Annotated in this window: 12 protein-coding genes; 6 read left to right on the top strand and 6 right to left on the bottom strand. The window is 57.5% G+C overall.

The features are described from left to right. Positions 1 to 9: 9 nt before the first annotated feature. Together RISK_RS09805 and RISK_RS09800 are read right to left on the bottom strand one after the other, a co-directional pair. Positions 10 to 1641, bottom strand: a complete 1632-nt coding sequence (locus RISK_RS09805; protein WP_236696179.1) for a hypothetical protein — start codon at positions 1639 to 1641, stop codon at positions 10 to 12. Continuing rightward, the gene (locus RISK_RS09800) at positions 1634 to 2875 is read right to left on the bottom strand and encodes a glycosyltransferase family 2 protein (protein ID WP_047814057.1); all 1242 of its coding nucleotides are present in this window, start codon (positions 2873 to 2875) and stop codon (positions 1634 to 1636) included. The genes RISK_RS09805 and RISK_RS09800 overlap by 8 nt, the downstream gene beginning before the upstream one ends. Before the next feature lie 221 nt (positions 2876 to 3096). Between RISK_RS09800 and RISK_RS09795 the strand changes: the two genes are divergently transcribed. Beyond that, positions 3097 to 3612, top strand: coding sequence for an NUDIX hydrolase (locus tag RISK_RS09795; RefSeq protein ID WP_047814205.1), 516 nt, complete (start codon positions 3097 to 3099; stop codon positions 3610 to 3612). 600 nt (positions 3613 to 4212) lie between these two features. Here RISK_RS09795 and RISK_RS09790 read toward each other — a convergent pair. Next, positions 4213 to 4791, bottom strand: a complete 579-nt coding sequence (locus RISK_RS09790; RefSeq protein ID WP_047814204.1) for an anthranilate synthase component II — start codon at positions 4789 to 4791, stop codon at positions 4213 to 4215. A gap of 187 nt (positions 4792 to 4978) precedes the next feature. Between RISK_RS09790 and RISK_RS09785 the strand changes: the two genes are divergently transcribed. From RISK_RS09785 to RISK_RS09770, 4 genes are all read left to right on the top strand, one after another. Beyond that, complete coding sequence (locus tag RISK_RS09785; RefSeq protein WP_047814056.1) at positions 4979 to 5623, top strand: DUF2617 family protein; 645 nt, start codon at positions 4979 to 4981, stop codon at positions 5621 to 5623. After that, positions 5620 to 6432 carry a HisA/HisF-related TIM barrel protein gene (locus RISK_RS09780; RefSeq protein WP_047814055.1) on the top strand — a complete coding sequence of 271 codons (813 nt, stop codon included), beginning with the start codon at positions 5620 to 5622 and terminating at the stop codon, positions 6430 to 6432. The genes RISK_RS09785 and RISK_RS09780 overlap by 4 nt, the downstream gene beginning before the upstream one ends. Positions 6433 to 6562: 130 nt before the next feature. Then, entirely contained in the window at positions 6563 to 7600 is a 1038-nt protein-coding gene (gene floA / locus RISK_RS09775; protein ID WP_047814054.1) for a flotillin-like protein FloA, read from the top strand. Beyond that, complete coding sequence (locus RISK_RS09770) at positions 7597 to 8457, top strand: alpha/beta hydrolase family protein (protein ID WP_047814053.1); 861 nt, start codon at positions 7597 to 7599, stop codon at positions 8455 to 8457. Before floA ends, RISK_RS09770 begins: the two co-directional genes overlap by 4 nt. A 680-nt stretch (positions 8458 to 9137) precedes the next feature. Here RISK_RS09770 and RISK_RS09765 read toward each other — a convergent pair. The 3 genes from RISK_RS09765 to RISK_RS31470 form a co-directional block, all read right to left on the bottom strand. Then, positions 9138 to 9419 (bottom strand): hypothetical protein, encoded by a 282-nt coding sequence (locus tag RISK_RS09765; RefSeq protein WP_047814052.1) that lies wholly within the window; start codon positions 9417 to 9419, stop codon positions 9138 to 9140. Further along, on the bottom strand, positions 9416 to 10612 hold the full coding sequence (locus tag RISK_RS09760; protein ID WP_236696178.1) for a Gfo/Idh/MocA family protein: 1197 nt from the start codon (positions 10610 to 10612) through the stop codon (positions 9416 to 9418). The genes RISK_RS09765 and RISK_RS09760 overlap by 4 nt, the downstream gene beginning before the upstream one ends. Before the next feature lie 162 nt (positions 10613 to 10774). Beyond that, on the bottom strand, positions 10775 to 11059 hold the full coding sequence (locus tag RISK_RS31470) for a hypothetical protein (RefSeq protein WP_150122544.1): 285 nt from the start codon (positions 11057 to 11059) through the stop codon (positions 10775 to 10777). On the opposite strand from RISK_RS31470, the gene RISK_RS09750 reads away from it, so the two are divergent. Beyond that, entirely contained in the window at positions 11053 to 12228 is a 1176-nt protein-coding gene (locus RISK_RS09750; RefSeq protein ID WP_083434880.1) for a transglutaminase-like domain-containing protein, read from the top strand. The genes RISK_RS31470 and RISK_RS09750 overlap by 7 nt on opposite strands. Positions 12229 to 12436 lie beyond the last annotated feature (208 nt).

Here is a 12436-nt window from a genome sequence, read left to right as displayed (position 1 = left end):
GACCCGATCCTACCGGGTCATTTCATCACCCAGCCACCCCAAAAAACTCGCAAAACGATAGATCCACGGACTCTGCCAGGGGGATGACAGGCTGGTTGAAACCGAAAAGGCACTGGCGGCAAGCAGCACGAGCGTGAAACACCGGCCTTGAATCTTTTCGCTCAGCGAACTCAGTTCCGGAACCAGGCTGTAAAGCCACAGGGGGGCAAACCACAACATCCAGCGGAAACAAACGCTGACCCCCCCGTAGTTGCGGTCAATCTCAGGACGAGCAATGTAAAACACGAGGCAAACCACGCTTGCCAACGCGATGGCGGCGGAAAGCCGCCGCATGTAGCTGGGGCCATGCCGGCATCCCGCGACCATGCCAACCGGCACCAGGAACCAGAGTGGCGTGATTGAGAAAATCCCGTAGTAACCAAGCGTGGCGTGAAACAGATAAGCAATGCGGCTGGGTTCCCCCAAATCGACTCCGCGTCGTTTGTCCGTTCGCCAGTAACTTCCTGGGTAGTCGTACCAATCGTCCCAAACGAACAACGCCCAGTTGGCGCCGGTTTGGGCCAGTTTGTATTGAGTCTGTTTGAGGGGGGCGGACGTTTTCGATTGTTCGGCGATGACTTCGTAGCCACCTTCGGTGAGCTTGCGGAGACTGATTTTGTCGGCTGCCTGAAGTGTGTTGCTATGTGACAACGCCACTTCGATCTGGTCGGTCCCCGCATCAGTGGACAAGTCGACGGTCTCAATTTGTTCTCCGACGCTTCGGTGGGCGTACGGTGTCCGCAAGCTTCCATGAGCCCATTGATTGGTCCCGACAATCCCCAGCAAGACAACGCCCGCTCCCAGCGCAAAGCCGGGAATCGATCGGGGGTTCATCCAGCCGAACAGCACCGCCCACAGGGCCAGCATGGACAGGGCGGGCAGTTCACAGGCAACTGCGAAGGCCGCGGAGGCTCCCGCAATCACCCACGGAGCGAACTTGGGATGATAGGTGATGCCCGAAAATGAATCGGCCATCTTTTCTGCTGCACGGAGATACAACCAAAGCGTGAGCGACGTGGCGGCCGCAGCGAACAGATGGTTGTTCAGTGAGATCGCAAAGGGCACCATCATGGTGCCGAAGCAAGCAGCCGCGACGCCCATCCGACGGGCGTAATCGGAGGCACCGATCAGCTCCACGATCAATGCCATTGTCACCAAGAACACGGCCAGAACCGGCAGGTTGATCAACAGCAGCAACAGCCGCGGGACATAGATCGGTTGTTCCGTCATCGTCAGCCCGGTGGTGTGGTGCACGACGCCGTACACACCGGCCACCATGGTCACCAACAGCGTGGGTTTGCTGCTGTAGTAGTGCAGTTGGCCATCGGCACCAACATGACGGACTTTGTCGATGGTGTTCCAGGGTCGGCGTTTGCCGTCTTCGGACCGGATCGAAATGGGCCGGTCGATGGCAAAGGTTCCCTCTTCCACCAGCGAAGCGACGGTGCACCAGCGACTGCGGTCATTGGCACTGAGGAATGCCGTGTCGCCTTCCTGACTGGAAACGACGGCAATGCGTCCGGCAACAATCGCCAAGGTCGCGACGATCATGATCGCGTAAGTATTGCGACGATGTTGTCGCGGGATTTCGTGTTTACGCATCGTGAATCGGCCCTGTCAAATTCGTGTCCTGTGCCGAGTTCGCACGGTCGTCTGGCTCGCCCAAGCCGGCCCAATCGGAAAGGCTGTATCCAGACGCATTGGGAAGCAAACGAGAGCCGCCCGCGGTGTTGGAAGTGGAGGGCATGGACTCGCCATGCATGTGCATCGTCTCGTGACGGTCCCGTGCCGCGGCAACCGAGATCACCAATTCAGCCAGCAAACCAGCCAAGACGCATTGAGCGCCCAGCAAGACCGCGAAAATGCAGTAGTAAAAGACGGCGGTCGAATGCAGATGCAATGGTTCCGCGTAGCCGAGTTCTGACAAAATTCGTTTGATGCTGAGGTAAATCATCCCAACCGAGCCCACCGCGAAGCACAGCAAACCAGCGGTGCCGATCAAGTGCAGCGGCCGGCGACCATAGCCGGTCACCAGATGGATACTGAGTAAGTCCAGGAAGCCTTTGACCAATCGCGAGACGCCATACTTTGACACGCCATGTTGCCGGGCGTGGTGCTGGACCACAATTTCGCCCACTCGAAAACCGCGAGCGGATGCGAGCACGGGAATGAAGCGATGCCGTTCCCCGTAGAGGTCGACTTCTGCCAAGACTTCCCGGCGATACGCTTTGAAGCCGCAATTGTGGTCGTGCAATTGAACGCCGGTCAGCGAACTGACCAAAGCGTTGAAGACTCGACTGGGCAGCACCTTGTGCCACGGGTCATGGCGAGTTTGTTTCCAGCCACTGACCACATCGAGACCGCCTTGGATTTTCTCAAGGAAGCGTGGGATCTCGGTGGGATCGTCTTGCAGATCCGCATCCATGGTGAACACGATCGCGCCGCGAGCGACTGAGAAACCAGCGCTCAAGGCGGCCGCTTTGCCGAAGTTGCGACGCAAACGCAAGGCACAGGTCGAATGCGAGTGATCGGCTGCGGCGCCGCAAAGCTCGACCATCTTCTCCCAGGTTCGGTCCGTCGAGCCATCGTCGACAAAAACGATTTGAACGCGGACATTTTGCTCCGCGCAGACATCGGTGATCCGTTCGTGGAGTTCCGCCAGCGAGGCTTCTTCGTTCATCGCGGGAATCACCACCGAAATTTCTTCGAGGCGATCCGGGCCGGATGATGACTGGCTTGGCTGAGACTCAGGTGTCTGAAATCCAGCCGATAATCCTGACGTGATCGACGCTGGCGAGGCGAGCGACGATGGGATCGGGGAGGAGTTGGTGTTCATTCGCGTATCATACTCAGGATGAAGCCACTCGCCACATTTGGGGGGACTGATCTGCGTTTTTGGGAGCAGTCGGCGTGGCGGCGCCGGAACATCCGCTGGTTTCGTTGCTGATCTCCCATCCGTTGCCTATCGTGACGTGAGGCCGGATGGTCGGTCTTGTTGTAGACAATCCAAGTTTCTTTCTGTCATGCGGGATCACGACCGCACTGGAGTCGATTCCCATGTCTGAACCCGAAGTGTTGTTACGCGGTAGTCGTTTTGATGTCATTGCGATCGATCTTCCCGGTCGAGACGGGCAGTCACATCGACGCGAATTCATCCAGCATCCTGGGGCGGTGGTGCTGCTTCCGCTCGTTGACGATGACACTGTGGTGATGATCGAAAACGAGCGTCCAGCCGTGGGGGAAAAACTGCTGGAGTTGCCAGCGGGGACCCGCGATCCGGGAGAAGAAGTGCTGGTCACGGCAGCTCGCGAATTGACCGAAGAAACCGGGTACCGAGCGGCGGATTTGAGTGTCGTCTGTGAGTTCTACTCGGCACCGGGGTTGGGCAACGAGTTGATGCACTTGGTCGTCGCCAAGGACCTCACCGCGGGCGAGCAGCAACTCGAGACGACCGAGCGAATTGAGACCAAGTTGATGCACCGTGACGAGTTATTGAAGCTCGTGCAGTCGTGTCAAATTCGCGACGCCAAAACGCTGATTGGGCTGCAGGCGTTTTTGTTTCAAAAAATTTGAAACAGATCGAAGAAAAAGTTCCCGGTGGGAGTCTCTCAGCGGGCCATTCGCCAAGAAAGGGCTCGTGCACTTTTCAAGTGCTGTGTTGGGAATGCCTTGCGAACCCCGCCCGTTGAAGACCAGGCTGTTGATTGAATCAGCCGGAACGGGATAGCGCCACCGATGGACATGCCCCCCACGCCGCCACTCTCCCTCCCGCCGTGGCCAATGGCCACGGCGGGATGGAGAGTGGCGGTGTGGGAGATTTTGCCTGGCCACTCTCCCTCCCGCCGTGGCCAATGGCCACGGCGGGAGGGAGAGTTTGATGGGAGCTCGTTTTCCGGGGGTACGCTGCTTCGCAGCAACCCCCGGCTACCATCTGAAATCCCTACCGGGATGAAGAAAGACAGAAGCCGGAAGAAAAATTGCATTCACTATCGGAACGGCAACAGGCGCCGCTTCCCATGCTCGGCCCCCTCCCTCGCGTACGCCTGAACGGCGTCGCTCGAGCTCCCCCAAAACTTCGTTTCGGGAGAAATGCACCATGTGGAGCCCCGTCGAAAAGCGGGCCATAAAACGGCACGCCCTCAGAGTGGAGAAAGGTTTTCTGTTCCGATCGGCTCACCACGCCAAGAAACGGCGAATCAGTTCAATTCCCGGTTCGGTTAAAAAACTTTCCGGGTGGAACTGCCAGCCTTCCAATTTGTGTTGCTGGTGGCGGACACCCATGATCTGACGATTGCCGCCGGTGTCCGTCCAGGCCCCGACCACCAGGTCATCGGGAACGGTGTTGGGGTCGATGACCAGCGAGTGGTACCGGGTGGCGGTGAATGGATTGGTCAGACCTGCAAACAAGCCTCGGTCGTCGTGATGGATGCCATCCGTTTTCCCGTGCATCAATTCGGGGGCTCGGATGATCGTCGCACCGAAGGCTTCCCCGATCGATTGGTGTCCCAAGCAAACCCCGAGAATTGGAAACTTCCCAGCAAAACGCCGGACGCATTCGACACTGACACCCGCTTCGGTCGGAGTGCAGGGGCCCGGCGAAATCAGCATGCGTTCGGGCGACAGGGCTTCGATCTCGTCGGGGGAAAGGTCATCGTTGCGATGAACGCGGATGTCCGCCGAGGGATCGATCTCGCCCATTCGCTGAACCAGGTTGTAAGTGAACGAGTCGTAGTTATCGATGACCAAAATCATGGCGGCAAATCCGAGGGGCAGCAAAGGGAGGCTGCAGGATAAGTGGCGGAGCGAGTTCTGTCGAAGTGACGAATCGGGCGGAACACGGATGTCAAGATGAATTCGTGACATTCAAAAGGAAAGGATATTCTTGGCGAGTCAAGACGTAAACGCTCTTTAGAAGGTTCAGCCAGACAGCGTATAATGATTGACTGACCGCGACGCGAAGCCTTCTTCGCGGCGAGACAGATACGAACTCTTCATTGGACTCTTCATCGTGCTTTCGGTTCGCCCCAAAGTTGCTGAGCTTGCGTTTCACTTGTTCAGCCGATCGCTGCACCCAGAGCTCATTCTGGTGCACCAGACGCGCAAAATTGAACGCGATGGATACGATGCCAAAATCGAAGTGACCAATTGCGGCCACGTCGTCACATTCAATTCCGCTCCCACGGCGGACGCCGCTGCGACCACGCTTTGTGAGGTCGCCACCAGCGCTCACCAGCCGTTGCCTTCGCGTCGATGCTTGATTCGACAGTCGCTCAAAGGCAGCCGGACGGAAGAAGCCACCTGTCGATCCGGTTTGACGTACCGATCGCATTTCCAGCTTGAAACGGTCGATCCAAAAATGTTCTGGATGGTTGGCCAGCAATTGGGGACGGGCCCCACCGAAGGTTTGCTTCATCGATTTGATTCGAGCGGCCGGATGGCGCTGGGGGCGATCAGCTACCTCAACATTGAAACGCGTCGTCGTTCGATGTTGATCCAAGCGATTCATACATTCCCGGATGACTACGCGATCGTCAAAGTGGAATCGTTGTTCACCTTGCCGGAACCCGGCGCTGCTTCGGCTTGAACGACGACCCAAGCCTTCGCCTTCCAAGCTCGCTTCAGCAACGACTTCATCAACAGTGGAAGCCTAAGCTGAATCGGCTGATTGGCGTCATGGATCTGATGAATGGCGTTGCGGTTCATGGGATCGCGGGCCAGCGAAGTCGTTACCGACCTGTCGCAGAGCTTCCCGCCGGCGAAAACGCTCTCTTGAGGTGGTATCGATCGATTGGTGTCCGGCGGTTCTATGTCGCCGACCTGGACGGATTGATGAGCAACGGTCGCCAGGACGATGCTTTGTTGAACCTTGCCGCTGAGCTGCGCGATGGTGAAACGCTTTGGATCGACAGCGGTTGGCGTGGATCGGTTTCGCAAGCGGATCGCGATTGGATGTCGCAGATGAGGTCATCGATCACGGCAGGATCTGACATTCGTTGGATCATTGCCAGCGAATCAGCCGACTCGATCGATGTGTTGGATCGAATGTTGGAATCAATCCCCGCGTCCCAGCTCACACTCAGCCTGGATTTTCGCGACGGGCAATTTGTCGGTCCCGATTCGGCGACGCATTGGATGCAGTCGGCCAGCGATCGGAACATTCGCGAGGCCATTTTATTGGACGTCGCCGCAGTGGGCGGTCAATCGGGACCCCGTGATTGCGAAACTTTTTCGCGATTGGTGCGGCAATTTCGCGGTGTGAATTGGATCACCGGGGGCGGGATCCGTTGTCCTGAGGACGTTCGGAAGCTTCTGTCGCAGGGGTATTCTGAAGTTTTGATTGCCTCGGCCTTGCTGCCTTCATCCGCTGCGGATGCGGCGTCGAAGACTTCCTGAAATCCACTGGATTGGCGATCTGCTGCCGCTTCGCTAGGCCGCAGTCAAACTGTTATCATTGAGAGGCCCGCCGGTGTCGATTTTGGACGGAACGGCGGGTTTCTGATTTGACTCACCAAGTGAAAACAACATGGCAATGATCGATTCGATTCACGATTGGAACTTGCTGGCGCAAAACCCGGGTGGCGGACTGGACTCCAGTTCCTTGTTGCTTCTGGTCGGCGTTTTTCTGGCGTTGTTCTTTGTCGCCGTGTTGGGATTCTTCTTTTTGCGGTATGGAAAGCTGTGGTTTCAGGCGTTCATGTCGGATGCCGACGTGCAGCTGTTGAATTTGATCCGCATGCACTTCACCAAGGTCAATCCGAATGTGATCGTGCAGGCCAAGGTGATGGCGGCGCAGGCGGGGTTGGACATCGGTCGCCGCGACGGAATCAGCACCCATCGCTTGGAAGCCCACTACTTGGCGGGTGGCAACGTGATGAATGTCATTCACGCCATCATCGCAGCTCATCGTGCTCAAATTCCATTGGAGTTTGACCAGGCGGCCGCGATCGATTTGGCTGGTCGTGATGTCTTGGACGCGGTTCAAACCAGCGTGTATCCCAAGGTGATTGATTGTCCTGATCCCAAACGCAGTGGCAAAACAACTTTGAGTGCGATCACCAAAAACGGTGTGGAACTGCGGGTCAGAACTCGCGTGACGGTTCGCACCAACATTGAGCAATTGATTGGTGGTGCCACGGAGGACACCGTGATCGCGCGTGTGGGCGAAGCAATCATCAGTTCCATTGGATCCGCGGAAACGCATTTCAGGGTGTTGGAAAACCCTGACATGATCACGCGAGTGGTCCTGTCGCGTGGCCTCGATGCTCAGACCGCCTTTGAGATTGTTTCGATCGACATTGCCGACATTGATGTCGGAGAAAACATCGGGGCTCGTTTGCAAAGTGATCAAGCGGAAGCCGACACGCGTGTTGCTCGTGCCCAAGCTGAACGGCGTCGGGCCGAAGCCATCGCCGCGGAGCAGTTGATGAAAGCTCGCGTTTCTGAGAACCGTGCTCGCTTGGTTTTGGCGGAAGCGGACGTTCCACGAGCCATGGCAGAAGCCTTCAAAGCCGGTCGGATCGGGAACGTTTCCAACGGGGCACCCGCAGAAGGCTCGGCGTGAGTTCTGGTATTCGAGCCACCCTCGGCGAACCGATGGAAGGGCCTTTTGAACGACATTCCTACCGTGTTCGATTTCCCGGGGGCAATGGGTTTGAGTTGGCTGGGATCGTCGACCGTCCTCGCGATCGTCTGACGAAGGAGGCACTCACCGACGTGCCGGTCGCCGTCTTCAGTCACTGCTTCACGTGCAGCAAGGACTTGAAGGCGATCGCCAGGGTTTCGCGACGTTTGGCGGAGCTGGGTGTCGCTGTTTTGCGGTACGACCTGACTGGGCTCGGCGGCAGCGACGGCGATTTCTCTCGCACTCACTTCACTTCCAACCAAGCGGACGTGCAAGCGGCGATTCAGTTTGCGGGATCCGAGGTGGGGGCCGTGACCGGCTTGATCGGGCACAGCTTTGGTGGTGCCGCGTCGCTTGCGATTGCCTCGGATGAAGCGGCGCGTCCATCAACCTTGCAAGCGGTTGTTGCCATCGCGGCTCCCAGTGACACCGTTCACCTCGCGAATTTGCTCGATCGAATGGATCCGAAGATTCAGGAAGAGGGAATCGGTGAAGTTGAGATTGGCGGCCGGCGTTGGAGCATCCGGCGAGAGATGCTGGAGGATTTTCGCTCACACCAACTCGCGGATCAATTGCCCAAGGTGGAGGCCCAGGTCATGGTCTTTCATTCACCCACGGACGAAACCGTGGGTTACGACCATGCGCTGCGAATTGCCAGTTTGATTGGCGGTGAGAACGAGCGGTCCAGTTGCAGCGTGGTGACTCTTTCCGGGGCCGACCACTTGCTGATCCGACACCCCGGCGATGCCATTTGGGTTGCGGACACGGCGGCCGCTTTTCTGAGCCGCTATCGCTAAGCAGGTACGCAGGTGTCATCGGGTATGTGAGCCGYTGGCGTTAGCCACGGTTTTCACGCACAACCGGGGCGAACGCCCAAACGGCTCACATGATTGTGCTTGATCACTCCTGCCGACCTGCTTAGAACGTCCGACACCGATCACCAGTCGCGGAGCGACGGCAGCCGATAGCCTTGGGTTTTCAACCCAAGGATATCCGCCCATCACACAGAAGTCCCCAAGTCGCGGAGCGACGACAGTTGTCCGCCGCCTGGCGCCCAATGCTCCCTAGTTTGGTCGCCATCCTCGCCGCAAACTCCCGCATTTTTCAATTTACAATTGTCAATTTCACTTTTTCAATCAATCCCCCATCTCATCACTCGCCACCTGTCGCCGCTCCGCGGCTTGTCGAGCAAGGGGGGTGACGCCCAAGACCTCGGGTTGAAAACCCGAGGCTGACAACTGTCACCGCTCCGCGGTTATTAGAACGTCCGGCACCGATCCCCAGTCGCGGAGCGACGACAGCCGATAGCCTTGGGTTTTCAACCCAAGGTCCTCCGCCCATCACACAGAAGTCCCCAAGTCGCGGAGCGACGGCAGTTGTTCGCCGCCCGGTCACCGAAGGATCCTCCGGTTCGCGTCCCGTACGATGGGCTTCCAAGCCAGCTGAAATGGAAACGCTTTTCCATTCGCGGCCTCCTCTACAGGTGCAGCGGCAGAAACCGCTTGACCTCATCGGGCAACTTCTCCGCCGGCGGATCCAACCACGGCACGTCCTCTTCACGTCCCATGTGCTCGCTGATCCGAGCTCGCACATCGCGAACGATCGTCGCCAGCACATCGCGCTCGCTGCCGCCTTCCGTTTCGATCCCCTCCAAGTTCGCAACGCGACCCCGCGTGCGACCACTGGCCGTTCGCTGGACATACACCACGCAACCAAAGGCGGGTTGATCCTTCTTGCTGGTCGTTGGCAAATCAGTCATGCCAAATCCCTCAAATCCACGCGTCTTCCTTCTCGTAAACTCGTTCGAGCCCCTTTCAGGATCGCCGCCGCGTTGAAGGCGTCTTCCAGCCCGCTCAAGTTGCGAACCAAACTGGTCACGGCACGATGAAACTGGCCCAGCATCTTTTCGCCCACGGGGGACTCCCCTTCTAAGAACTCTTGATGCCGACCCGCGTCGTCAAACCAAACCAACGTGCCTGGCAAATCGATAAAAGCCACGCCGTTTTCACAGCACACCTGCATCGCGGCGGGCGGCCGGAAACCAATCGCTTCTCGCCACTGAGCCGGGATGTAACTCCCGCAACTGACTTGAGCGGTGACGCCACCACTTCCACTGGATCGTCGGGGACTCTCCGACACCGCGGAAGAATCCATGGAACTTCCGTTGGTGGATGTCGCCCCATTCTCGCTCGAGACGTGCGTTCCGGTTGAAAATCGATCGCGAGAAGTGCGAGCCGAACTGGAATCTTCAAACAGCATGCTCAAAGCTTGGTAGTCCGCCGCTTCGTCCTCGGAATGGTTGGCCGACATCACGCTGACCGGCCGCTCCCCCACCACGTAGCAACACCAATCGATCAACTGCATCATTTCGGTCCGAGTCATCCGGGCACGGATCTCTTCTGGATCGACTCGCGAATCGTCGCCGAGATTGCCCTCCATCCCTCGCCGGGTGATTTGGTCACGACGTTTCAAAGGGGCGTCTTCCAAACTCAACCGCTTGTGACAAAAGATCAACCGCGGCGATCCCAAATTCGTCGCGATCAATTCTTTCAAACGCAGGGTTGCGGGAGAAAAGCGACGGGGCAATCCCGCCATGAACGCCACGCCAGAATCCTGCACGCAGGACTTGAAATCTTGGTCGCGAACCGGATCGAAGTCCAAATCGCTGGCCCAATAGACCGCCTTCCCCGCGCGACATGCCGCCGTGGCAGGAAGAAAACGCAGCCAGGAATTCTCAAGCACCAACACCGCGTCGATGTCATCCCGCGTCACCAGTGCTTGGTACCCGTCGACAGGGTCCGCCTGAAACTCCGAGACCGCCGATTCGGCTAACTTTGACACGTTGCAATAGATCGCACGAACATCGAATCGATCCCCCAGCATCCGCAGCGCCGGCCGGTGCATGGATTGCCATTGATCGCCCAATCCGATCAATCCGATTCGCAATTTCACTCGAGTTCCCTTCGCAGTTCGCCTTGGTTGTTGCTCGAGGGACAATCTAGCAGATTCGAAAGCCATGCGCAGGCAACCTCCCGTTGCTCCCATCGAGGAATGAACGAAAGCGAAGCTCCAACCCAAACGATCGATTCAAACCTGAGTTGGGGGCAGACAACGTCAGCGTTCCCAACCAACGGTCGCAGTGGCAGATTCCCAACCACCTGCTTGCTGCACAGCGAGTCGCCAGTCTTCCTCAGACAGCAGAATTCGCGTGATCTCATTCCTTCGAACGCCCCCCTGTTCGGTTTTACCACATTCGTCTTGATGCTCTGTGTCAACGAAAAGCAGCAGCCTGCGTCTGTCGAGTAAACTGCTCTTGGCATCCACCGCTCCGCTCATTCGGCATTCGACCAGTTCGTCCCGCGTGACAATCTCCCTTCCATCCATCCACTGCAATGCCATCCTCCCCGCCCATGCGTTTGCCCACATTTTCGCGACATTTGGCTTCGGTCGTCGTTCTCTGGACGTTTCCAGTGGCATGTTTGCTGCATCCGATTGACTTGCTCGCCCAGGCTCCAGTCACCGAAGGGCGGTCGACGACTCAGCAAGAAGCCATCGATGCCTTGCCGGAGATTCCCAGTGGGCTCAACCAAGGTTTCTCGATTGTTCGAACGCCCGGCAAACGAGTCACGGCAACGATCACGTTCGAAGTCGACACGCCGTCCCTGCAAGCCAAAGCATGGGTCTTCGCGATGCCGGAGCCACCGGATTTACCCGGCCAAAAACGAATTCACTCCACCACTGCACCGGCCAGTGAGATGATTGCAGACAAATCGGTTTTTCAACGCCCCATCCGTCGATGCCGGATTGAGGTCACGGATGAGTCTCAACATCGCAACGCGAAATTCCGCTGCGATGATGAACTGCAACTGTTCGCCCGTTCGTTGACTTTCAATAAACGAGCCACCTCGGTGAAGCCCCCAGTCGAACCGCTGTCCGAAAACGACCGCCAAAACTTCTTGCGTCCGACACCGGAATACGACTACCGATCCGCAGCCTTCCAGGAATGGAAAGTCAAGAATCGGTTCCGACGACTCCGGACCGAAGGCGAAGTCCGGTTCGCTCAACGAGTGTTTCAAAAATTGGCCAACTCGTACCAATATTCGTACGTCCCGAGCGAGGACAGAACCGCATCCCTGTTGTGCCAGTCCAATGCAACGGACTGTGGCGGTCTCTCGACGCTTTTTGCCACGGTGATGCGAAGCGAAGGTGTGCCGGCACGAATTTTGTCAGGTCGCTGGGCGATTTCGGCGACCCAAGGGGAAACCATCAATGATCAACCGTATTACCAGTACCACGTGATCGCGGAGTTCTACGCACAAGGCGTCGGCTGGATCCCTCTGGACACGTCATCCGCCATCATTCACGACCGCACCAAAACCAAACTGCAATACTTCGGACAATCCGATGGGAACTTCATCAGCTACCACGTCGATCCCGGCGTCGAGTTCGACACCGATTTGCACGGCGACTACCGTGCGGCTTACTTTCAGATCCCCTTGATGTGGGTGACTGGCCAGGGCACGCTCGACGGGTTTCAACACCAGGAATCCTGGACCGTCACTCCCTAGCCTGGCCGCGAGAAGTTCACGGACACGTTGTCCCTTTCGATGGCCAACAGCCAGGTTCTTCTTCACCGACAAACGGTTCACCTACCCGAAGTCTCCTGCCCGTCTGCTTATTTCAACGAAAAGAGGGCGATGGTGAATCAATCACCATCGCCCTCTTTGCAATCACAGTTAAAACGCGTTGCGACTCAATCAAGCCATGTCACTGGAT

It is taken from the genome of Rhodopirellula islandica (assembly GCF_001027925.1).
Lineage (GTDB): Bacteria > Planctomycetota > Planctomycetia > Pirellulales > Pirellulaceae > Rhodopirellula > Rhodopirellula islandica.
The sequence above is the reverse complement of the archived record's forward strand: the minus strand, read 5'-3'. Positions and strand labels throughout refer to the sequence as shown.